Genomic DNA, 21303 nt, shown 5'->3' with positions numbered 1-21303 from the left:
CGGCACGTGAGGGCCGGGGTCAGGCAGCCTAGGCTGCCGACTCCTTCTTGGCCTTGCCTTTTTGCGGCTTGGGTTTGCCGAGGCGCTTGTCGAGATAGCCGTCGATGACCTCCATGAGGCCTTCCATCTGGTCCTCGAAGAAATGGTTGGCATCGGGGACCGTCGCATGATCGACGATGGCGTCCTTCTGGGTCTTCAGCCTTTCCACGAGCCCGCGCACGGATTCGGTTGGAACGACTCGATCTTTTGCGCCGTTGACCATCAGGCCCGAGGACGGGCAGGGGGCCAGGAACGAGAAGTCGTAGAGGTTCGCGGGCGGGGCTACGCAGATGAAGCCCTCGATCTCCGGACGGCGCATCAGAAGCTGCATGGCGATCCAGGAGCCGAAAGAGGCACCGGCAATCCAGCAGGAGGGTGCGTCGGCATTGTAGGCCTGGAGCCAATCCAGCGCCGTCGCGGCATCCGCAAGCTCGCCTGGACCGTTGTCGAACAGACCTTCGCTGCGGCCGACGCCGCGGAAATTGAAGCGCAGGACCGAGAAGCCGCGCTTCTGGAAGGCGTAATACATGTGGTAGACAACCTGATTGTTCATCGTCCCGCCGAATTGCGGGTGGGGATGGAGAATCAGGGCGACCGGAGAATTAGCCGCCGGCTGATGGTGGTAGCGGGCTTCGATCCGGCCGGCTGGGCCGCTAATATTGACTTCAGGCATGTATGCTAGGGCCTCGGCTGGTCTGGTAAGCAGACAGGATTGGTCTTGCGTATATGGGGCCGGTTTTTCGGATTTTCAGGCTCCGCCGCGCGTTTGCCGCCGCGGCATTGCTTGACTTGGCCCCATCAGAATCCTATAAAACAAGAGATTAGAATTGTTCCAAACAAGGCTGTTCCGATCTAGCTGGGCGCAAGGATCGAGCCGACTGTCAGGCCGGGCTTCTTAGCACGGGCTACAGGGGCTCGTGCAAGCGATAACCGCCTAGAAGGGCCGACGGGACCGAAATCAGTCCTCCGGCTTCGAAAGAGCATGAACCAGCGCGCCTACCTTGACCACAATGCGACAGCTCCCTTGCGGCCGGAAGTCCGCGAGGCGATGCAGGACGCGTTCGATCTGGTGGGCAACCCCTCGTCCGTCCATGCGGAGGGCCGCGCCGCGCGGGCGGCGATAGAGGAAGCGCGCACCAAGGTTGCCGCTCTCGTCAATGCCCGGCCCGAAGACGTGATCTTCACGAGCGGCGGCTCTGAGGCGAATGCGCTTGCGTTGGCGCCGCCTGGTGGCGGGGCGTCGTGGAAGGCGTTCATCTCGTCGATCGAACATCCGTCCGTCCTGTCGGGCGGCCGCTTCAGACCCGGCGCACGGACTGTGCTCCCGGTGACGGGTGAGGGCATCGTCGATCTGGGCAGCCTGGCCCGGATGCTTGCCGAAGAGGTCCCGGAGGGCAGTCGTCCCTTCGTGTCCCTGATGGCGGCGAACAATGAGACAGGCGCCGCGCAGCCGGTCGCTGAGGCAGCGGGCCTCGTCCACGAAACGGGCGGCGTGTTGCATACGGACGCGATCCAAGTGGCCGGTCGGCTCCCGCTCGACATGAGTGCGCTGGGAGCGGATCTTTTGACGCTTTCGGCCCACAAGATCGGCGGGCCCAAGGGCGTCGGCGCCGTGGTCCTGGCGGCGGGTGCGAGCGTTCAGCCCCTGATGACCGGTGGCGGACAGGAAAGCCGCCGCCGTCCGGGCACAGAGAATGTGGCCGGCCTTGTCGGCTTCGGTGTGGCTGCGGATCTGGCAGCCAAGGAGCTGTCGGCTATGGGCGAGATCGCAAGGCTCCGCGATGCGCTCGAAGAGGGTGTGCGGACCATTGCGCCCGATGCCGTGGTGTTCGCGCAGTCCGTAGCGCGGTTGCCGAATACGTCCTTGATTGCGGTGCCGGGCCTGAAGGCGGAAACGCTTGTGATCGGCCTCGACCTTGCCGGCGTATCTGTCAGTGCCGGAAGCGCGTGCTCGTCCGGCAAGGTCGAGACGTCGCACGTTTTGACCGCCATGGGGGCAGATCCGGAAGTGGCGCGAGCCGCGATCCGGGTGAGCCTTGGTTTTCGCAGTTGCGATAACGATATCCAAGACTTCCTCAGTGCATTTGGCGACCTCGTCAAACGGCTGAGGAAAGACGAGAAAGCGGCGGCTTAGCGGTATTTCGCCGTTCCGTACGCTTAAGACCGAAACGAGATTGGGAAAAAGACGATGCCTGCAGTCGATGAAACCGTTGAACGCGTCAAAGAAATCGACGTCGACAAGTACAAGTACGGCTTCTCGACCGAGATTGAATCGGTCATGGCCCCGAGAGGGCTGAACGAAGACATCGTCCGCTTCATTTCGGCCAAGAAGGGCGAGCCCGAATGGATGCTCGAATGGCGGCTGGAAGCCTATAAGCGCTGGCGCACCATGCAGGAGCCCACCTGGGCCAAGGTCCACTATCCGAAGATCGACTTTGAGGACCTCTACTATTACGCCGCGCCGAAGAGCACCGAGGGCCCCAAGAGCCTCGAAGAGGTCGATCCCGAGCTGCTCAAGACCTATGAGAAGCTCGGTATTCCGCTGAAAGAGCAGGAAGTGCTCGCGGGCGTGCAAGGCGCGCCGAAGGTTGCCGTGGATGCTGTCTTCGACAGCGTGTCCGTGGTTACGACCTTCCGCGAGGAGTTGGCCAAGGCCGGCGTCATATTCTGCTCCATCTCCGAGGCGGTGAGGAACCACCCCGAGCTCGTGAAGAAGTATCTGGGGTCGGTCGTGCCGGTCACGGACAATTTCTACGCGACGCTGAACTCGGCCGTGTTCTCCGACGGGTCGTTCGTCTATGTGCCGGAAGGCGTCCGCTGCCCGATGGAGCTGTCCACCTATTTCCGCATCAATGCGGAGAACACGGGACAGTTCGAACGCACGCTGATCATCGCCGACAAGGGCGCCTATGTGAGCTATCTCGAAGGCTGCACGGCGCCGATGCGCGACGAAAACCAATTGCACGCGGCGGTGGTCGAACTGGTCGCACTGGAAGACGCCGAGATCAAATACTCGACCGTGCAGAACTGGTATCCGGGCGACGCGGAAGGGAAGGGCGGGGTCTACAACTTCGTGACCAAGCGCGGCGACTGCCGTGGCGACCGCTCGAAGATCTCGTGGACGCAAGTCGAGACCGGATCGGCCATCACCTGGAAGTACCCGTCCTGCATCCTGCGCGGCCATGGCAGCCGCGGCGAGTTCTACTCGATCGCGATCTCCAATGGCTATCAGCAGGTCGACAGCGGCACCAAGATGATCCATCTTGGCCGCGACACGTCGAGCCGCATCATCTCCAAGGGCATCGCCGCCGGGTTCTCGGATAACACCTACCGCGGCCTCGTCTCGGCCCATCGCAGGGCCACAAATGCGCGCAACTTCACCTGCTGCGACTCGCTCCTTATCGGCGACAGATGCGGGGCCCATACGATCCCGTATATCGAGGCGAAGAATTCGTCGGCCACGTTCGAGCACGAGGCGACCACCTCGAAGATCTCCGACGATCAGTTGTTCTACTGCCTGAGCCGTGGCCTCTCCGAAGAGGAAGCCGTGGCGCTCATCGTGAACGGCTTCGTGCGCGACGTGCTGCAGCAGTTGCCGATGGAGTTCATGGCCGAGACGCAAAAGCTGATCGGCATTTCGCTGGAAGGCAGCGTGGGCTAGATCCTGCGCGCTCTTCCATCCTCGCAAAGCGATTCAAGACCAAGACTTTAGAAAGACCAATTGATGCTTGAGATCAAAAACCTCCACGCCAAAGTCGACGGGCGCGAAATCCTGAAGGGCCTCGATTTGACGGTTCCGGCCGGCGAGGTCCACGCGATTATGGGCCCGAATGGTTCGGGCAAGTCGACGCTCTCCTATGTGCTCGCGGGTAAGGAAGACTACGAAGTCACCGAAGGCTCGGTCACCTGGAACGGCAAAGACCTGCTCGAGATGGAGCCGGACGAGCGCGCGGCCGCCGGAGTCTTCCTCGCCTTCCAGTACCCGATGGAGATTCCGGGCGTCGCGACGATGACTTTCCTGCGCAGCGCCGTGAACGCGGTGCGCAAGGCCCGCGGCGAAGAGGAATTTTCGACGCCTGACTTCCTCCGTACCGTGAAGGAGAAGGCCAAAGGACTGCAGATCGATATCGAGATGCTGCGCCGTCCGCTCAATGTCGGATTTTCCGGCGGCGAGAAGAAGCGCAACGAGATCCTGCAGATGTCCTTGCTGGAGCCCGGGCTGTGCATTCTCGACGAGACCGATTCCGGTCTCGACATCGATGCGTTGCGGATCGTCTCCGAAGGCGTGAACGCACTGCGTTCGCCGGAGCGCTCCATGCTCGTCATCACTCACTATCAGCGGCTTCTGAACTACATCGTGCCCGATAGGGTGCATGTGCTTTCGAAAGGCCGCGTTGCGCGCTCGGGCGGCCCGGAGCTGGCCCTGGAGCTCGAAAAATCCGGATACGCCGAATACGGCCAAGACGAAGCCTCGGCGGCGTAAGGGAGCATGCTGATGGACGTACCCGTCCAACAATTCACGACCAAGGCCGAGCAGGATCTGCTCGATCTCTTCGAGCACGCGGCGGACGCATTGCCCGGCGATGCGGCGATCGCGGCCATGCGGAAGAGCGCAATCCAGACCTATGCGGGTCTCGGCTTGCCCCACCGCCGCGTGGAAGAATGGAAATACACCGATCTGCGCGGCGCGCTCGACAGCATCCCGCCGCTTCTGGCCGAAGCGGACACTTCCGTCAGTGATGCGGATCTGGAGACGGCGATCGGCAAGGCCTTCATGGCGTTGCCGGCCTACCGTCTCGTCATCGCCGCCGGCGAGTTCCGCGCGGACCTGTCCGACGTCGAGGATCTGCGCAAGGCCGGTGTCGAGATCGCGCCGCTCGCGCAGATGCTGGAGTCGCCGCCTGCCTGGCTGGCGGCGAGCCTTGAGGAAGCCGGAGGACGCGGCGAGGATGTGGTGATCGCGCTCAATACGGCGCTGATGACGGCAGGCATCGCGGTGCGGTTGCCCGAAGGCCTGACGCTTCAGAAGCCGATCCATCTGATCCATCTCGATGCCCCGGGCAAGGCCGGTTCGATCTACACGCGCAACGCCGTTGTTGCGGAGGAGGGCGCCTCGGCGACCCTTATCGAGAGCTTCGGCACGTTCGGTGTCTCGGGCATTCAGCGCAACGTAGTCACGACGGTGTCGTTGGCGGCGAAATCGGCGATTCAGCACCTCAAGCTGCAGCGCGAAGCCCTTGAAACGATTCACCTGAACGTCTGGGCGGCCAATGTCGGTGCGGAGGCGCGCTACAACGCATTCCATGTCTCGACGGGTGCCGCGTTGGCGCGCAATCAGGTCTATGTCCGCTTCGACGGCGAGAACGCGGCCACGGATATTTCCGGCGCGACGCTGGCGCGCGGGACCCAGCATTGCGACACGACACTCGTGGTCGAGCACAACGTCCCGGCCTGTGAAAGCCGCGAACTATTCAAGCTCGTCCTCAACGACGAGGCCCGTGGCGTGTTCCAGGGCAAGATCGTCGTCGCCCAAGACGCCCAGAAGACCGACGGCAAGCAGATGTCCCAGGCGCTGCTCCTTTCCGAGACGGCCGAGTTCGACTCGAAGCCCGAGCTGGAGATCTACGCCGACGACGTCGTCTGCGGTCATGGCGCCACGTCCGGCCAGATCGACGAAGAGCTGCTGTTCTACCTGCGCGCGCGCGGCCTTCCCGAAGCCCAGGCGCGGGCGCTTCTGATCCAAGCGTTTGTTGGCGAGGCGTTCGAGGCCCTGGACGACGAGACGATCGGGGATGCCTTCACCGCCGTTGCCGCCGAGTGGCTCGGCACGCCGGCGGAGTAGGGGGACCCGATGAATGTCATGTCCCCGTCCTCCGGCACCTCACAAACGGCCTCGTTCGACGTCGAGCGCATCCGGGCGGACTTTCCCATCCTATCGGAGACGGTACATGGCGAGCCGCTGACCTATCTCGACAACGGCGCTTCGGCTCAGAAGCCGCTTCAGGTGATCGACACGATCACCCAGGCCTATTCAGCCGAATACGCCAACGTCCATCGTGGGCTTCACTATCTGTCGAATTTGGCCACGGAGAATTTCGAGAAGGCGCGCGGAAAAGTGCGGGCCTTCCTGAATGCGGCCCATGATGAAGAGATCATCTTCACCCGGAACGCGACCGAGGCCATCAACCTCGTGGCCTCGTCGTTCGGGTCGCCCCGTATCGAGGCGGGCGACGAGATCCTCATTTCGATCATGGAGCATCACTCCAATATCGTGCCGTGGCATTTCCTGCGCGAGCGCCAAGGCGCGGTGCTGAAATGGGCACCGGTCGCAGACGACGGGACGTTTCTGCTCGATGAGTTCGAGAAGCTGATCTCGCCGCGCACCAAGATGATCGCGATCACCCAGATGTCGAACGTGCTCGGCACGATCGTTCCGATCAAGGAGGTCGTGCGGATCGCGCATGACCATGGCGTGCCGGTGCTGGTCGATGGCGCGCAGGGCGCGGTCCATCTCCCTGTCGATGTGCGCGATCTCGATTGCGACTTCTATACCTTCACGGGCCACAAACTCTACGGCCCGACGGGCATCGGTGTTCTTTACGGGAAAAAGGCGCTGCTGGACGCCATGCGGCCCTATCAGGGCGGCGGCGAGATGATCGGCTATGTCACCACCGACGAGGTGACCTACGCGACGCCACCCCATCGCTTCGAGGCGGGAACGCCCGCCATCGTCCAAGCGATCGGACTCGGCGCCGCAATCGATTATGTGGAATCGATCGGCCGGGAGAATATCGCCGCGCATGAGCACGAAGTGCTGACCTACGCCATGGACCGGCTGGGCGAGTTGAATTGGCTGAAGATCTACGGCCAGGCCGAAGGGAAGGGCGGTATCGTCTCGTTCGAGGTCGACGGGGCCCACCCGCACGACATCAGCACCATCCTGGACCGCTATGGCGTGGCGGTCAGGGCCGGCACACATTGCTGTGAGCCGCTCCTGGCGCGCTTTGGTGTCACCTCGACATGCCGGGCATCTTTCGCCATGTATAATAGCCAAGACGATGTGGATCGATTGGTGGACGCGCTGCACAAGGTGCGCGCCATGTTCGCCTAGGGCTAAGATGGGCCCTAAGGAAGGCTTCCCAGATGGTTGAAAAGACTCAACGAAGCGAAGACACTGACATCCCAAACGAAATGTCGCCGGGGCTGTCTCAGTCCGTACCGGGCCATATTCAGTCCGCGGCTGAGGCCCCAGAGGCCGGCGATCCTGGCGCTGCGCCGGATCCGTCGCCCTTCGACGAGGACGCACCGTCCTCCATCCCGCCCGATGAGCTCGAGCGGCTGCACGGCGATCTCGTCAGCGCGTTGAAAACGGTGTTCGACCCCGAAATTCCCGTCGATATCTACGAACTCGGCCTGATCTACAAGATCGACGTCGATGACGACCGGAATATCGAGATCGAAATGACCCTGACGGCCCCGGGATGTCCGGTAGCGGGCGAAATGCCCGGCTGGGTCCAGAATGCGGTCGCGTCCGTGCCGGGGGTCGGGCAGGTCGACGTCAATCTGGTCTTCGATCCGCCTTGGGACATGTCGCGGATGTCCGACGAGGCGCGTCTCGCCCTCAACATGTTCTAGGCGTTTGATATTCTAGGCACTTGAAGTACCAGGGAATCCGTCCCATTTTCGAAGCATGACCAATCGACCGCGCCCTCAAGCCATGAGTCTCACCGAAGCCGCCGCCGAGCGGCTGCGCAAACTGGGTTCTGCCTCGGGCCCGGAGATGGAGGCTGTTCGCATCGGCGTCAAGAACGGTGGTTGTGCCGGTATGGAGTACACGATGGAGTACGCCGCCGAGCGCAAGCCCCATGACGAAGTGGTCGAGGACAAGGGCGTGACCATCCTTATCGACCCGTCGGCCCTGATGTTTCTGCTCGGAACCGAGATGGATTATCAGGTCAGTCAGATGCGGTCGGGGTTCGTGTTCAACAATCCGAACCAGACCAGCGCCTGTGGCTGCGGCGAGTCCGTGATGCTCAAGCCCGCAGGTCAGCCGGATCCAGAGCCGGCCAATATCGCCGAATAACGGCGTTTTCCGAAAAACTTAGGTTGCGCGCACCGGCCGCATCATGAAGGCGGGGACGTGGTCTCCCATGCCCACGGGCTGGTTCTCGCGGCCCTGGCCGGAGCGGGATTTGCCCGCCGAGTTCGGCTTGGCTTTGGGTGCTGGCTTGGGAGCCGGCTTCGCCTTCGCGGCTGGCCGCGCGTCGCCGTCGTTGGACTTGCGATCAGCGTGCTGCTGCTTGGGAGGTTCGGCCGCTTCCGCCTCGGAAGACTTTTGGCCGCTGCGCCGGGAACGGCCGCCTCGGCGGCGTCCGCGTCCGTTTTCGCGGCCGGCGCTCTTGGCTTCCTCAACTTCCTGCGGATTGGGCGCGCCATCCACCCAGGCAATCTCCTCGCGCAACAACGATTCGATGGCCTTCAGAGCCTTGTGGTCCTTGGGCGTGACAAGCATCGCGGCGTGACCCTCACGGCCGGCTCGGCCCGTGCGGCCAATGCGGTGCACGTAGTCTTCGGGATGGACCGGAACGTCGTAATTGAAGACATGGCTCACTGCGGGAATGTCGAGCCCACGGGCCGCCACGTCGCTGGCGACGAGGAGCGGAATCTCGCCGCTACGAAAGGCATCGAGCGTTGCTGTGCGCTGGCGCTGATCCATGTCGCCGTGCAGCGCGCCCACATTGAAGCCGTGGCGCTGCAACGAGCGGAAGACGACACCCACATCCTTCTTGCGATTGCAGAAGATGATGGCGTTGTTGACGTCTTCCTCCCGGATCAAGCTGCGCAACGCTTCGCGTTTCTCTGCCGGTTGATCGCCCGTCTTTTTCAGACGCTGCGTGATGGTCGCTGCGGCGGACGCGGGCCGGGCGACTTCGATGCGCTCCGGCGTATGTAGGAAGTTGTCGGCGAGCCGCTGGATTTCGGGCGGCATGGTCGCGGAGAAGAAGAGGGTCTGCCGCGTGAAGGGGAGGACCTTACAGATGCGCTCGATGTCCGGGATGAACCCCATATCGAGCATTCGGTCGGCCTCGTCGACGACGAGGATCTCTATGCTGTTGAGCAGGAGCTTGCCGCGCTCGAGGTGATCGAGAAGGCGGCCCGGCGTGGCGATCACCACATCCGCGCCACGGTCCAGCTTCTTGTTCTGCTCCTCGTAGGAGACGCCGCCAATCAGCAGGGCGACGGTCAGCCTGTGGTTCTTGCCGAGAAGTTCGAACGCCTCGGCGACCTGAGCGGCGAGTTCGCGCGTCGGTTCCAGGATCAACGTTCGCGGCATGCGTGCCCGGGCGCGTCCGCGTTCGAGGCGCGTCAGCATGGGGAGCACGAAGGAGGCCGTCTTACCGGTACCCGTCTGCGCTATCCCCAAGACATCGCGGCCAGAGACGGCTACGGGTATCGCTTGGGCTTGAATAGGAGTCGGCGTATCGAACCCGGCCGCTTCGACCGCAGATTCGACTTTTGGGCTTAAGCCAAGATTTGAAAAGCTCATGAGTTAGCAAAAATGCGACGCTGGCTCTGGCCTTGCGTCTTGTTCTATCGCTACAAAGATTAGCTGTTACGATTCGCCGGGCGCACTCAACACAGCACCCGATCATTACGGCCACATGACCGTGGATAGCTTGAGAATGACATAGGCGGCATTGGCGAAACGCGCAAGGGGCAAAAGTTCGCAGTTGTTCCGAGCGTTAAGAACATCGGGCCGCGCCTTGCGGTTTCAACAGGATAGAGAAGTCGATGAGGACGAAAGACTACGCCGACGTTGCCATCAAGCCGCCGATCCTATTTCTCGGCGCTCTTTTGCTTGGCTACGTCCTGACGCTCTGGTTCCCGATCGGCCCTGGCCTTGCGCAGCCGAACGGCCTGGGGCTCACGGTCGGCTTGGTCTTTGTGGTGGTGGGCTTTGTACTTGCCGTCTTTCCGGCCCGGCGGTTCCGCAAGGCGGGGACGAGCGTGGTTCCGGGTGAGCCGTCGACGGTGCTCGTCAAAGAGGGCGCCTACAAGGTTACCCGGAACCCCATCTATATCGGTCTGATCCTGATCTATTTCGGCCTGTGCCTGGTGCTCACCAGTATCTGGATGCTGCTTCTGCTCGTCCCGACGGCGATCGTCCTCCACCTAGGTGTGGTGAAGCGCGAAGAAGACTATCTCAGCTGGAAATTCGGCGACGCCTATCGCAGCTACATGAACCAGGTCCCGCGCTGGCTCTGAGGCTCCGGCTCGCTCCCACGGCAGGTCGCGCCAGATGTCTAGGTCTTAGATATCGAGATCTTCGGCTTCGGCGAACGCGGCCCGTTCCTGGATGAATTTGAAGCGGGCCTCGGGCTTGTTCCCCATGAGCTGATCGACGGTCTTGGTCGTGCCCGGACGATCCTCGTCGTCGATCTCGACCCGCAACAGCGTGCGCGAGGCCGGGTCCATGGTCGTCTCCTTCAGTTGCTTGGGAAGCATTTCACCCAAGCCCTTGAAACGACTCACATCCACCTTGCCGCGGCCGTTGAACATCTCCTTCATCAGCACATCCTTGTGCGCCTCGTCACGCGCATAGGCCGTCTTGGCGCCCTGGCTCAGCCGGTAGAGCGGCGGCACGGCGAGATAGAGGTGACCGTTTTCGATCAGCCCCTTCATCTCTTGATAGAAGAAGGTGATGAGGAGCGAGGCAATGTGGGCGCCGTCCACATCCGCATCAGTCATGACGACAACCTTGTCGTACCGCAGATCCTCCTCCCGATACCGGGTTCGAGTCCCGCAACCAAGCGCCTGGATGAGATCGCTAAGGAGCTGGTTGTCGGCGAGCTTCGATGAACTCGCGCTGGCGACATTCAGGATCTTTCCGCGCAACGGCAGTACGGCCTGCGTGGCCCGGTTACGGGCCTGTTTGGCGGAGCCCCCGGCGGAGTCGCCCTCGACGATGAATATCTCCGTGCCGTCAGATCCCGTCGATGAACAATCGGCGAGCTTGCCCGGGAGCCGCAGGCGCCGCGTTGCGGTCTGCCGGCTGACTTCCTTCTCTTTGCGGCGGCGAAGACGTTCCTCGGAACGATCCACCACCCAGTCCAGAAGCTTTCCGGCTTGATTGGGATGCCCGGTGAGCCAGTGATCGAAGGCATCGCGCACGGCGTTTTCGACGATTCTGGCGGCTTCCTGGGTGGCCAGGCGGTCCTTGGTCTGCCCCTGGAACTCGGGTTCGCGAATGAAGACCGAGAGCATGGCCGCGGCCGTGCCGAGCACGTCGTCGCCCGTCACCTGGGACACGCGCTTGACGCCGGTCAGCTCGCCGTAGGCGCGGAGGCCCTTGGTCAGGGCGGCGCGCAGGCCCGCCTCATGCGTGCCGCCGTCGGGCGTCGGGACCGTGTTGCAGTAGGAACTTATGAACCCGTCCGCGCTCGCGACCCAGGAGATCGCCCATTCCACCGAGCCGTGGCCTTCCGCCCGCTCCACCCGGCCGGCGAAGATGTCGTTGGTCACGGTGGTCTGGCCGTTGATGCTGTCGGCGAGGAAGTCCTTGAGCCCGCCCGGGAAGTGTAGATCGGCCTTCTCGGGAACGTCGCTGCCGGCGGAAATCAGGGATTTGTCGCACGACCAGCGGATTTCGACGCCCCGGAAGAGATACGCCTTGGAGCGCGCCATGCGGAACAGACGTACCGGCTTGAAGGCAGCGCCCTTGCCGAAAATCTGCGGGTCGGGTCGGAAGCGTATCCTGGTACCGCGCCGATTCTTGATGGGTCCGAGGTCTTCCAGCGGACCGTCGGGGAGCCCACGCGTGTAGGTCTGCCGGTAAAGCTCCTGGCTGCGGGCAACCTCGACCTCGAGCGTTTCGGACAGCGCGTTGGCCACCGACACGCCGACGCCGTGCAGACCGCCGCTGGTGGCGTAGACCTTGGAGTCAAATTTTCCGCCCGCATGCAGCGTCGTCATGATGACTTCGAGCGCGGACTTGTTCTTAAACTTGGGATGGGGATCCACCGGTATGCCGCGGCCATTGTCGTTGACCGTCAGCGTGCCGTCCTTGTCGAGCGACACTTCGATCCGGCTGGCATGGCCCGCGACCGCTTCGTCCATGGCGTTGTCCAGCACCTCGGCGAAGAGGTGGTGCATCGCCTTCTCGTCGGTCCCGCCGATATACATGCCCGGACGCTTGCGGACGGGCTCGAGACCTTCGAGGACCTCGATATCCGCAGCTGTATACCCGGCCTCCGCACCGCTGGCCTTCGCACTCGGCTTCGCTGGCGTCTTTTGTGGCGCGGGCTTGGCGCGGGTAGGCGTCGGCGCGGGGGCGTCGAACAGGTCGTTCGCGGCTGAGGATTTTCGTCTCGGGGCGATCGGTGGAGTCCTCCTGGCCGGGGCGCGCCGGCACCCTCGAAAAACAGAGAATCAGTGACGTTTGGAACGCGATTCTAGCTCGCACGGAGACCCGTCATTTTCAAGGCCCGCGGGAAGGGGACGGATCAGCCAAAGGCTTCAGCCGATCTCCTTGCCATCCGGGTGGGTGATGACCATCACCGAGGGCCTCGGCGGCATCTTGGGATCGAAGTCCGGCCAGCGCGTCGCGGGGTTCTCAAAGACAGATGGACCCTTGAAATTCGCATAGCCGTCGACGCCGTCGGCGCCGGGATGCTGCACCGATAAGAACAGCGTTTTGCCGTCTGGTGTGAAGCAGGGGCCGCAGAGTTCCGCACCCATAGGAACCCGGAAGAACATGCGCGGCGTGCCCCGGCGAATGCCCTCGGTCTCCAGCGCAAAGAGCCCGTCGGCTCGACCTGTTTGCTGCCAATACTTGCCCTGGTCGGTCGCAATCCACAGACGGCCCTCGGGGTCCACGGTCGCATTGTCGGGAGAGACGAACCAGCTGTCCTCGGTCGTCGCCGCGTTCCAATATGCTCCGAGCTCCATCTTTGTGGGATCACCACAGCGTACCAGGATGTTCCACGTAAAGGTATCGGCACCGAAATCGCCACCATCGGGGATCATCTCGATGATGTGCCCGAACTTGTTGTTAGGGCGCGGGTTTGCCGCGTCGACTGTACCGGCATTGCGCTTTGTGTTGTTGGTGAGCATCACATAGACACGGCGCGTTTCTTCGTTCGGCTGAACGTCCTCGGGCCGGTCCATCTTCGTGGCGCCCACCTCGTCGGCGGCAAGGCGTGCATCGATCAGCACGTCGGCCTGGTTCTCGAACTTGCCCGCGGAGCACGCTTTGGCCAGCTTGCCCTCACCGTATTTGAGCGGAATCCACTTGCCCGTCCCCTCGGAGCTGAACTGCGCGACTGAGAGCGTTCCATGCTCCAAGAGCGTCGCGTTGTGGGCTTTGTTGCCCTTGATGTAGTGATCCCGGCTCACGAAGCGATAGACATACTCGTTTTGTGCGTCGTCGCCGCTGAAGACGACGGCCCGCCCGTCATTGCTCAGTGTCGTCTCGGCCCCTTCATGGAAAAAGCGGCCAAGTGCCGTGTGCTTCACGGGCACAGATTCCCTCTCTTCGGGGTCGATCTCAACGATCCAGCCGAAGCGGTTGGGCTCGTTCTCTTCCTCATCGAAATTGAAGCGCTTGTGGTATTTGCCCCAGCTCTGCCACCGCGTGGGGATGCGGTAGCGCTTGTAGCTGGCTTTGTACTTGCCGTCGTGATCAACGTCTGGCTTGAAGTTGGCGTCGAGCTCCTCGGTCCAGAAGCCGCCGTGAATGTTCTCCTCGGCGGTTAGGTAGGTGCCCCACGGTGTCTTGCCGCCGGCGCAGTTGCTAAACGTACCGAAGACTCTCTTGCCCGTGCTGTCCTCACGGGTCTTCATACGCGCGGTGCCCGCGGCGTCACCGTCAATGGTCATTTCCGTGTTGAGAGTAATGCGGCGGTTCCTGTCTCCGTGCACGACTTCCCACTTGTCGTTCACCTTCCTAACCTCGACCACGGTGACGCCGACGGCGGCCATCTCGATATTTGCGATCTCCTTCGTCGTCTCCCGAAAGTTGCTGTCGCTCTGATCTCGCCCTAGCCCGGGGAACATCAGCTCTTCGTTCGTGTATTCGTGATTGATGCAGAGCAAGCCGTGCTCGCTGCTGCCGTCGATCGGGAAATAAGCGATGTAGTCGTTGTTGTAGCCGAACCGGTATTCCTGCTCTTCGGCGGTGAGGGTTCGAGGGTCGAACGGCTTGTCTTGCACGTCGGCGCAGACCGGATCGCCCCAGCTCAGCAAGACTTTGGCATCATACCCTTCCGCCACATGATGATACTCGTTGGCGCCGGCCGCCACTTCATCGAAGCTGAAGCGATCTCCCACGCTGGCCGCTTCCGCTTTTGATGCGGCAAGGGCGGCAGGCCCGAACAGCGCGGTCGCGGCGGTGACGCCGAGCGCGCCTTTCATGATGTCGCGTCTACTGTATCGCCGGGCTATGACGTCGCCGATGGTGTCGCCCGCCACCGGACTCAGCGGCTCGTCATCGGCCGCTTCCATCGCGGCAGCGCGTGTGGGGTAGGTGTGGGGGTCGGACATCGTTGGCCCTCAAACTTGTTCATCTCAGCGGGCAACATCTTGCGCGCGCAGTGTTACAGTTTTTCAACTGTCCGTAGTCAGATGATCGCGGCGCGAACCTTCGCCGAGACCCATTCCGACACGGCGACCGTGGCCAGAATAACGATGAAGATGACGGTGACCTCGGCCCAGGCGAGGCGCGCCAGGGACGATTGTAGCTGCAGCCCGATGCCGCCCGCGCCCACAAGCCCGAGGATCGTGGATTCGCGGATATTGATGTCCCAGCGGAACACGGAGATGCCCGCGAAGGCCGGTGCGATCTGGGGCCACACGGCATAGTCCATGATTTGCCAGCCCGAGGCGCCGGTCGCGCGCACGGCCTCGACCTGGGTCTCGTCGATCTCCTCGATAGCTTCGTAGAGCAGCTTGCCGATAAAGCCGATCGACCGCAGGGCAATGGCGATGATGCCGGCCAGCAGACCCGGTCCGATGATGGCAACCAGCAGCAGCGCCCAGATCAGCGAATTGATGGAGCGCGACGCGACGATGATCAGCAGCGCGAGCGGACGGAGCAGAGCCGCGCTCGGTGTCGTGTTACGGGCAGCGAGAAAGGCAACCGGCGTCGCCAGTACGATCCCGAGCCCGGTGCCGAGCGTTGCGATATTGATCGTGTCCCAGAGAGGCCCCCAGAGGCGCTCGAGATAGGACCAGCGGGGCGGCCAGGCGCGCGACAACAGATCGGCGGCTTGTCGCGGTGCATCCTCGACGAACAGCCAGATCGTGTTCTTGTTCATGATCTGCCAGCTGAGGACGAACAGAACGGCCAGCGCGAGCCAGCCGAACCAGATGGCCCATTGGGTGAGGGGCGTGCGGCGCTGCCACAAGAGTTGGCCGTTTTGCGTCGTCACCGGCATCACTGCACCCATTTACGCAAATGGCTGGACGCGTACTCGGCCACGAGTACCACGGCGATGATCATGAGGAGGATCGCGCCGGCGGTGTCGTAGTCGTAGCGCGACATGGCCGTGTTGAGCGTGGCGCCGATGCCGCCCGCGCCGACAATGCCGATCACCGCGCTCTCACGGAAATTGATGTCGAGCCGGTAGAGCGACAGGCCGATCAGGCGCGGCATGACCTGGGGCTGAATGCCGTAATTGACGACCTGCCACCACGATGCGCCGGTCGCGCGGATGGCTTCGGCCTGTGCCTCCTGGATATCCTCGATGTCTTCGGCGAGGAGCTTGGCCATGAAACCGATCGTGGCGAACGACAGGGTGAGGAATCCGGCGAAGGGTCCGAAGCCGAACATGGCGACGAACAGGATGGCGATGATGATTTCCTGGAAGGCGCGCGAGAGCGCGATGATGGACCGGCAGACGGCATAGACGGGCAGGGGCGCGATATTGCGTGCGGCGCCAAGCCCGATGGGAATGGAGATGAGGCAGCCGACCACGGTGGACGTCACGGTCATGGTCAGGCTCTCCACCATACCTTGCCAGATGTCGCGCGAGCGCGACGTGAAATCGGGGGTGAAGAAGCCCTCGAGGACGCGCCAGCCGTTACTGACGCCGTCCAGCACGCGCTGCCAATTGATGTCGAGCGTCGATAGAGCGGCAATCAGATACAGCGCCGCGCCGACATAGAGACCCCAGCGGAGCCATGCATTCCGGATGAGCGGTGGGCGGGACCAGCTGATGGACGGCGCGGCGGGCCTCATGTGAGACCGGCCATGCGTTCTTCGCTGGCGCGCCGGTCTTCCTGCGCCTCCGGTGTCTCCGCCGCTTCGTCGTCGGTGTGGATCTGCGTCCAGTCTTCTTCACCGTAGATGTCGGTGAGCACCGCGCGATCCAGTTTTGCGGGGAGGCCATCGAACACGATCTCGCCCGCGCGCAGACCGATGACACGGTCGGCGAACATCTTGGCGAGCGGCACGTCGTGCATGCTGATGATCGCCGGCAGGCCGCGCTCGCGGCAGACCTCGCAGATGAGGCGCATGATCTGGCGGGCCGTCTTGGGGTCGAGCGAGGCGGTCGGTTCGTCTACCAAAAGCAATGCCGGGTCCTGCTCGAGCGCCCGGGCGATGCCCACGCGCTGCCGCTGACCGCCGGACATGTCGCTTGCCCGCTTGTCGACATGTTCGGCGAGCCCCACGCGGTCGAGCAGGGCGAAGGCCTTGTCCAAGTCACTTTGCGGAAATCGCCGCAGGAACGAGCGCCAGAAGGACACGTAGCCGAGGCGCCCGGACAGGACGTTCTCCATCACGGTCAGCCGCTCCACGAGCGCGTATTCCTGGAAGATCATCCCCATGAGCCGCCTGGCGCGGCGCAGGCCCCGGCCACCGAGACGGGTGATTTCAGTGCCCTTCAGTTCGACGGTGCCACCGCTCGGTTTTACGAGCCGGTTGATGCAGCGGATGAGCGTGGACTTGCCGGAGCCCGACGGTCCAATCAGGGCGACGACCTGGCCTGCCGGGACCTCGAATGAGACGCCGCGTAGCGCCTCATCGCCGCCCTTGTACCGTTTTGAAAGTGAGGAAACGCGCAGCATGTCGTATCCGGGCGAGGCCTGTCCGGCCGTGGGTCGCGGCATCGTATGAGAAAGGCGGGAGCGGCGCAAAGACGCTTCCCGGCCTCTCGTGACGGCCAGATCTAGTTGCAGGAATAGGCGACGCCGTTGGCTTCGTCGATCTGGCGGATGACGGCCCAGTCGTCCTTGAACGTGATCGGGATGAACTTGGTGTCTCCGGATTTGGAGAACTCTTCCAGCAGCTTGGTGCCGCTCCAATCGAACGAGAAGAAGGCTTCTTTGATCTTGTCCTGAAGCTCCGGCGTAAGATCGTAGGCCACGCCGAAACCGGTCGTGGGGAAGGTCTGCGAGGTGTAGATGGTCTTGAGCTGGTCTTCCGTGACGAGGCCGCGGTCGATCATCCGGGCCTTGACCGAGTTCGCCACCGCGGCCGCGTCGTAGTCCTTGTGGGCCACGCCCAGGATCGAGTTGTCGTGCGCGCCGGAGAAGCGGGGCGTGAAGTCCTTGTCCCGCTCCAAGCCGAATTCGGACTTCAGCAGCGCCGAGGGCGCCTTGAAGCCGGAGTTGGACGTCTCGGCGGTGAAGGCGAGCACGCGCCCCTTCAGGTCCTCGGGTTTCTCGATGCCCGAACCTGGATAGGTGATGATCTCCATCTCATATCCGTAGGTGCCGTCGTCGCTCGCCATCATGGTGAAGGGGCGGAAGCCGGCGCAGGCCACCGCAAGCGGATTGGAGCCGGTGTTGACCCCGGCCACATGCAGGCGCCCGGCCCGCATGGCTTCGATCTGCGCCGCGTTGGATTGCACCGGAAAGAACTGCACGGGCTTGCCGGTGACCTCGGACAAATGGTCGAGGAACTCTTGCCACACGTCCACGTAGACGGCCGGATCCTCTACCGGCGTGTAGGCGAAAATCAGCGTCGAGGGATCGACCTGGTCCGCGGGATCGGCCGGAATGTCGGCGATCAGGTCGCCGTCGTTGTCCTGATAGCGGCTGTCGAGCTGGAAAGCCGCACTGGCCGGCAGGCACAAAACCGCCGTAAGGATCAGCGAAACGAGAAGTCGCATCATCATGGGAGCCGTCCTTCGGTTTCCGTCCACAGATCCCCGCCCGCTCAATGGTTTGGCGCGGCAGCGGCACTTATAGACACGCGCGATGGCTGACGCTAATGGGCCGTCGTGACAAATTTGCGAATAGGAGAGAGCCATGGCCGAACGCCCCCCTGTCTGTGATTTTGGCTGGAAGGCCCCCGGTTTCGCCTTGGTCGGCATCGACGGAAAGACCCATACGCTCGAGCAACTCAAGGGCCCGAAGGGCACGCTCGTTGCCTTCATCTGCAATCACTGTCCCTACGTCATCGCCGTGGTCGACCGCATCGTTCGCGACGCGCGCGATCTCGAAGCGCTCGGCGTGAACACGGTTGCGATCTGTTCGAACGACGCGACGACCCATCCGGACGATTCATACGACAACATGAAGCGCTTCGCAGAGCAGCACGGCTTCGCCTTCCCGTATCTCCACGACGAGAGCCAAGAAGTCGCCCGTGCCTATGACGCGATGTGCACGCCCGACTTTTTCGGCTTAAACGCCGATCTCGAATTGCAATATCGCGGCAGGCTGGATGCAAGCGGCCGCGATCCTGCGGGCCCCGACGTCAGGCGGGAGCTGTTCGACGCCATGAAAAAGGTCGCGGAAACCGGCCGCGGACCGGAGGATCAGACCGCCTCCATCGGGTGCTCGATCAAGTGGAAAGCGGCCTGAGGCCGCCGTCGCGATTAACCAGCACTTAAGCGTATCGCTTTCCCGTTTCTTTACTTGCGGGTCCCTAAAATTCGTCTCGAATTTAGAGGATCTCGAGCGCCATGCTGATGCGTTACGCAGCAATTGCCGGGGCAGCCGCCGCCACACTGTTTGGCGCCATCAATTTTGGCGCCGCAGACGCGGACGTGATGCTTGTCGACGCTGGGCACAGCGGGCTCGGCGCCAACGCACCGGTGTGGGTCCTCGCCATGGTTGTGGGGGCAGCGGTCTATTCGATCTGCCGCGAGGCCACTGTCAGCGTGCCGCCGGCGATTGAAGCTTGGGCCGGCGAAAACAAGACGTGGCTGTTCGCGGGTTCGGCACTTCTGGTTCTGGCGGCATACGCGCTGGCGTAGGCGTGCTGAACCGAAACGGAATGAAGCAGTTTGGGGGAGCCTGGTAGGAACCGAATGGCTTTCGCATCCGACGGGGGAATGCGGAAGAAAAAGGCCAGAGGTTCAACAAGGCCGGGCGAAGAGAAGGGGGCGTCCGCATTTCGCGGCCGCCCCCGATTTCGTTTGAAGCGTCCTGTGCCGGGCTGCGGCTAGACGCTGTAGTACATGTCGTACTCGACCGGGTGGGGCATCATCTCGAATCGCTCCACCTCTTCCATCTTCAGCTCGAGATACGCATCGATCGCATCGTCGGTGAACACGTTGCCCTTCTTGAGGAAGGCGCGATCCGCATCCAACGACTCGCAAGCCTCACGCAGCGAGCCGCTGACGGTCGGAACCTTCTCGAGCTCTTCCGGCGGAAGGTCGTACAGGTTCTTGTCGATCGCCGAACCCGGATCGAGCTTGTTCTCGATGCCGTCGAGGCCAGCCATCAGCATGGCCGAGAAGGCGAGGTAGGGGTTGGCGGTCGGATCGGGGAATCGGACCTCGATGCGCTTCGACTTCGGACCCGTGCCGAGCGGAATGCGACACGAGGCGGAGCGGTTACGCGAGGAGTAAGCCAGGAGCACCGGCGCCTCATAGCCCGGGACCAGCCGCTTGTAGGAGTTGGTGCTCGGGTTGGTATAGGCGTTGAGCGCCTTCGCGTGCTTCAGGATGCCCGCGATGTAGTGCAGGGCCGTGTCCGACAGATCGGCGTATTTGTCGCCCGCGAAGGTCGGGCCGCCATCCTTCCAGATCGACTGGTGCACATGCATGCCCGAGCCGTTGTCGCCGAAGACCGGCTTCGGCATGAAGGTGGCGGTCTTGCCGTAGACGTGGGCCACATTGTGGATCACGTACTTGTAGATCTGCATGGCATCGCCGGTCTGGATGATGGGGCCAAACTTGATGCCGAGTTCGTGCTGGGCCGCGCCCACCTCGTGGTGGTGCTTCTCGGTGACGACACCCATCTCCGCCATGACGGAAAGCATCTCCGAACGCAGATCCTGCGCGGAGTCGACCGGCGGCACCGGGAAATACCCGCCCTTCATGCGCGGACGGTGACCGAGATTGCCCATCTCGTATTCCGTGCCGGAATTCGTCGGCAGTTCCGTCGAGTCGACCCGGAAACCGCAATTGTACGGCTCGGCCGAGAAGCGCACATCGTCGAACACGAAGAACTCGGCCTCGGGGCCGAACACTGCCGTGTCGCCTACGCCGGTCTGCTGCATGTACGCCTGGGCCTTGCCGGCGATGCCGCGCGGATCGCGCTCGTAGGGCTCGTTGGTCAGCGGCTCGAGAACGTCACAGAAGACGGCGAGCGTACTCTGCGCGAAAAAAGGATCGATGACGGCTGAATTGCAGTCCGGCATCAGCTTCATGTCCGACTCGTTGATCGCCTTCCACCCGGCAATCGAGGAGCCGTCGAACATCACGCCTTCAGCGAACGCTTCCTCGTCCATGAGGCCCGCATCCATTGTGACGTGCTGCATCTTGCCCCTGGGATCGGTGAAGCGCAGGTCGACGAATTTGATCTCTTCGTCCTTGATCTTTTTGGCGGTGCTACTTGCGTCTGCCATGTTCTCTCCCTTCCGCGAATGACACCCTCGCCGCCTCGTACGAGGCGGCGACAGGTTGCTCCAGTTATGTGAAAGTTATGAGTGAAATGCGGCGGATGAGCCAGTCTAATTGCGACTAGATGGCATCGTCCCCGGTCTCGCCGGTGCGAATGCGCACGGCTTCCTCAACTTGGGAGACAAAGATCTTTCCATCGCCGATGCGGCCGGTCTTCGCCGACGACACGATGGCCTCGACAGCCTTGTCGACCATGTGGTCCACGAGCACGAGCTCGAGCTTCACTTTTGGCAGGAAATCCACCACGTATTCGGCGCCGCGATAGAGTTCGGTGTGGCCCTTCTGGCGACCGAAGCCCTTGGCTTCAGTGACGGTAATACCCTGAAGACCAATCTCCTGAAGAGCCTCCTTCACTTCATCAAGCTTGAACGGCTTGATGATCGCTTCGATCTTTTTCATTCTCCGTAAT

The 21303-nt window shown here is 62.5% G+C and carries 20 protein-coding genes; 10 read left to right on the top strand and 10 right to left on the bottom strand.

What is annotated here, in order from left to right; translation table 11 throughout:
* Window positions 1-28 precede the first annotated feature (28 nt).
* Entirely contained in the window at window positions 29-712 is a 684-nt protein-coding gene (locus DCY11_RS01455) for an alpha/beta hydrolase (protein WP_069445318.1), read from the bottom strand.
* A gap of 309 nt (window positions 713-1021) precedes the next feature.
* Here DCY11_RS01455 and DCY11_RS01450 point away from each other — a divergent pair, with 309 nt between their 5' ends.
* The 7 genes from DCY11_RS01450 to DCY11_RS01420 all read left to right on the top strand — a co-directional run bounded on the left by DCY11_RS01450 (window position 1022) and on the right by DCY11_RS01420 (window position 8122).
* Complete coding sequence (locus DCY11_RS01450) at window positions 1022-2173, top strand: cysteine desulfurase family protein (protein ID WP_108680854.1); 1152 nt, start codon at window positions 1022-1024, stop codon at window positions 2171-2173.
* Window positions 2174-2227: 54 nt separating this feature from the next.
* Window positions 2228-3700 carry a Fe-S cluster assembly protein SufB gene (gene sufB / locus DCY11_RS01445; RefSeq protein ID WP_108680852.1) on the top strand — a complete coding sequence of 491 codons (1473 nt, stop codon included), beginning with the start codon at window positions 2228-2230 and terminating at the stop codon, window positions 3698-3700.
* 63 nt (window positions 3701-3763) lie between these two features.
* Window positions 3764-4522: a Fe-S cluster assembly ATPase SufC gene (sufC, locus tag DCY11_RS01440; protein ID WP_108680850.1), complete on the top strand. Its 759-nt coding sequence runs from the start codon at window positions 3764-3766 to the stop codon at window positions 4520-4522.
* A gap of 12 nt (window positions 4523-4534) precedes the next feature.
* Entirely contained in the window at window positions 4535-5881 is a 1347-nt protein-coding gene (gene sufD, locus DCY11_RS01435; RefSeq protein ID WP_159079722.1) for a Fe-S cluster assembly protein SufD, read from the top strand.
* Window positions 5882-5899: 18 nt separating this feature from the next.
* Entirely contained in the window at window positions 5900-7150 is a 1251-nt protein-coding gene (locus DCY11_RS01430; protein ID WP_108683624.1) for a cysteine desulfurase, read from the top strand.
* 32 nt (window positions 7151-7182) lie between these two features.
* Window positions 7183-7674, top strand: coding sequence for an SUF system Fe-S cluster assembly protein (locus DCY11_RS01425; protein ID WP_174202129.1), 492 nt, complete (start codon window positions 7183-7185; stop codon window positions 7672-7674).
* 82 nt (window positions 7675-7756) lie between these two features.
* Window positions 7757-8122 (top strand): iron-sulfur cluster assembly accessory protein, encoded by a 366-nt coding sequence (locus DCY11_RS01420; protein ID WP_245409418.1) that lies wholly within the window; start codon window positions 7757-7759, stop codon window positions 8120-8122.
* 18 nt (window positions 8123-8140) lie between these two features.
* On the opposite strand, the gene DCY11_RS01415 is transcribed toward DCY11_RS01420, so the two are convergent.
* Entirely contained in the window at window positions 8141-9586 is a 1446-nt protein-coding gene (locus tag DCY11_RS01415; RefSeq protein ID WP_108680843.1) for a DEAD/DEAH box helicase, read from the bottom strand.
* A gap of 245 nt (window positions 9587-9831) precedes the next feature.
* On the opposite strand from DCY11_RS01415, the gene DCY11_RS01410 reads away from it, so the two are divergent.
* Window positions 9832-10305 carry an isoprenylcysteine carboxylmethyltransferase family protein gene (locus tag DCY11_RS01410; RefSeq protein ID WP_108680841.1) on the top strand — a complete coding sequence of 158 codons (474 nt, stop codon included), beginning with the start codon at window positions 9832-9834 and terminating at the stop codon, window positions 10303-10305.
* A 45-nt stretch (window positions 10306-10350) separates the two neighbouring features.
* Here the strand turns inward: DCY11_RS01410 and parE are convergent, their stop codons facing one another.
* The 6 genes from parE to phnD all read right to left on the bottom strand — a co-directional run bounded on the left by parE (window position 10351) and on the right by phnD (window position 18152).
* Window positions 10351-12381 carry a DNA topoisomerase IV subunit B gene (parE, locus tag DCY11_RS01405; protein ID WP_245409539.1) on the bottom strand — a complete coding sequence of 677 codons (2031 nt, stop codon included), beginning with the start codon at window positions 12379-12381 and terminating at the stop codon, window positions 10351-10353.
* 174 nt (window positions 12382-12555) lie between these two features.
* Window positions 12556-14580 (bottom strand): PhoX family phosphatase, encoded by a 2025-nt coding sequence (locus DCY11_RS01400; protein ID WP_108680837.1) that lies wholly within the window; start codon window positions 14578-14580, stop codon window positions 12556-12558.
* 77 nt (window positions 14581-14657) lie between these two features.
* Entirely contained in the window at window positions 14658-15473 is an 816-nt protein-coding gene (gene phnE / locus DCY11_RS01395; RefSeq protein WP_108680836.1) for a phosphonate ABC transporter, permease protein PhnE, read from the bottom strand.
* Window positions 15473-16276: a phosphonate ABC transporter, permease protein PhnE gene (gene phnE, locus DCY11_RS01390; RefSeq protein WP_108680834.1), complete on the bottom strand. Its 804-nt coding sequence runs from the start codon at window positions 16274-16276 to the stop codon at window positions 15473-15475. The genes phnE (DCY11_RS01395) and phnE (DCY11_RS01390) overlap by 1 nt, the downstream gene beginning before the upstream one ends.
* The gene (phnC, locus tag DCY11_RS01385; protein WP_108683623.1) at window positions 16273-17106 is read right to left on the bottom strand and encodes a phosphonate ABC transporter ATP-binding protein; all 834 of its coding nucleotides are present in this window, start codon (window positions 17104-17106) and stop codon (window positions 16273-16275) included. Before phnC ends, phnE (DCY11_RS01390) begins: the two co-directional genes overlap by 4 nt.
* A 101-nt stretch (window positions 17107-17207) precedes the next feature.
* Entirely contained in the window at window positions 17208-18152 is a 945-nt protein-coding gene (phnD, locus tag DCY11_RS01380) for a phosphate/phosphite/phosphonate ABC transporter substrate-binding protein (protein WP_371515052.1), read from the bottom strand.
* 139 nt (window positions 18153-18291) lie between these two features.
* Here phnD and DCY11_RS01375 point away from each other — a divergent pair, with 139 nt between their 5' ends.
* Window positions 18292-18846: a thioredoxin family protein gene (locus tag DCY11_RS01375; protein WP_108680832.1), complete on the top strand. Its 555-nt coding sequence runs from the start codon at window positions 18292-18294 to the stop codon at window positions 18844-18846.
* A gap of 107 nt (window positions 18847-18953) precedes the next feature.
* Window positions 18954-19241 carry a hypothetical protein gene (locus DCY11_RS01370; protein WP_208430489.1) on the top strand — a complete coding sequence of 96 codons (288 nt, stop codon included), beginning with the start codon at window positions 18954-18956 and terminating at the stop codon, window positions 19239-19241.
* 188 nt (window positions 19242-19429) lie between these two features.
* Here DCY11_RS01370 and glnA read toward each other — a convergent pair whose 3' ends face one another.
* Both glnA and DCY11_RS01360 read right to left on the bottom strand, forming a co-directional pair.
* The gene (gene glnA / locus DCY11_RS01365) at window positions 19430-20839 is read right to left on the bottom strand and encodes a type I glutamate--ammonia ligase (RefSeq protein ID WP_069445331.1); all 1410 of its coding nucleotides are present in this window, start codon (window positions 20837-20839) and stop codon (window positions 19430-19432) included.
* 115 nt (window positions 20840-20954) lie between these two features.
* Window positions 20955-21293 carry a P-II family nitrogen regulator gene (locus DCY11_RS01360; RefSeq protein WP_108680828.1) on the bottom strand — a complete coding sequence of 113 codons (339 nt, stop codon included), beginning with the start codon at window positions 21291-21293 and terminating at the stop codon, window positions 20955-20957.
* Between the last annotated feature and the right edge of the window lie 10 nt (window positions 21294-21303).

Source organism: Methyloceanibacter sp. wino2 (genome assembly GCF_003071365.1).
GTDB lineage: Bacteria > Pseudomonadota > Alphaproteobacteria > Rhizobiales > Methyloligellaceae > Methyloceanibacter.
This window is presented reverse-complemented; position numbering and strand designations above follow the sequence as displayed.

Coding starts and splice junctions, on each gene's coding strand:
- DCY11_RS01425 (WP_174202129.1), top strand. CDS start 7,183: ATGGTTGAAAAGACTCAACGAAGCGAAGACACTGACATCCCAAACGAA.
- DCY11_RS01360 (WP_108680828.1), bottom strand. CDS start 21,293: ATGAAAAAGATCGAAGCGATCATCAAGCCGTTCAAGCTTGATGAAGTG.
- sufB (WP_108680852.1), top strand. CDS start 2,228: ATGCCTGCAGTCGATGAAACCGTTGAACGCGTCAAAGAAATCGACGTC.
- DCY11_RS01370 (WP_208430489.1), top strand. CDS start 18,954: ATGCGTTACGCAGCAATTGCCGGGGCAGCCGCCGCCACACTGTTTGGC.
- DCY11_RS01415 (WP_108680843.1), bottom strand. CDS start 9,586: ATGAGCTTTTCAAATCTTGGCTTAAGCCCAAAAGTCGAATCTGCGGTC.
- DCY11_RS01375 (WP_108680832.1), top strand. CDS start 18,292: ATGGCCGAACGCCCCCCTGTCTGTGATTTTGGCTGGAAGGCCCCCGGT.
- phnE (WP_108680834.1), bottom strand. CDS start 16,276: ATGAGGCCCGCCGCGCCGTCCATCAGCTGGTCCCGCCCACCGCTCATC.
- DCY11_RS01450 (WP_108680854.1), top strand. CDS start 1,022: ATGAACCAGCGCGCCTACCTTGACCACAATGCGACAGCTCCCTTGCGG.
- phnE (WP_108680836.1), bottom strand. CDS start 15,473: ATGCCGGTGACGACGCAAAACGGCCAACTCTTGTGGCAGCGCCGCACG.
- DCY11_RS01420 (WP_245409418.1), top strand. CDS start 7,757: ATGAGTCTCACCGAAGCCGCCGCCGAGCGGCTGCGCAAACTGGGTTCT.
- DCY11_RS01410 (WP_108680841.1), top strand. CDS start 9,832: ATGAGGACGAAAGACTACGCCGACGTTGCCATCAAGCCGCCGATCCTA.
- sufC (WP_108680850.1), top strand. CDS start 3,764: ATGCTTGAGATCAAAAACCTCCACGCCAAAGTCGACGGGCGCGAAATC.
- phnD (WP_371515052.1), bottom strand. CDS start 18,152: ATGCGACTTCTCGTTTCGCTGATCCTTACGGCGGTTTTGTGCCTGCCG.
- DCY11_RS01430 (WP_108683624.1), top strand. CDS start 5,900: ATGTCCCCGTCCTCCGGCACCTCACAAACGGCCTCGTTCGACGTCGAG.
- DCY11_RS01400 (WP_108680837.1), bottom strand. CDS start 14,580: ATGTCCGACCCCCACACCTACCCCACACGCGCTGCCGCGATGGAAGCG.
- sufD (WP_159079722.1), top strand. CDS start 4,535: ATGGACGTACCCGTCCAACAATTCACGACCAAGGCCGAGCAGGATCTG.
- DCY11_RS01455 (WP_069445318.1), bottom strand. CDS start 712: ATGCCTGAAGTCAATATTAGCGGCCCAGCCGGCCGGATCGAAGCCCGC.
- phnC (WP_108683623.1), bottom strand. CDS start 17,106: ATGCTGCGCGTTTCCTCACTTTCAAAACGGTACAAGGGCGGCGATGAG.
- glnA (WP_069445331.1), bottom strand. CDS start 20,839: ATGGCAGACGCAAGTAGCACCGCCAAAAAGATCAAGGACGAAGAGATC.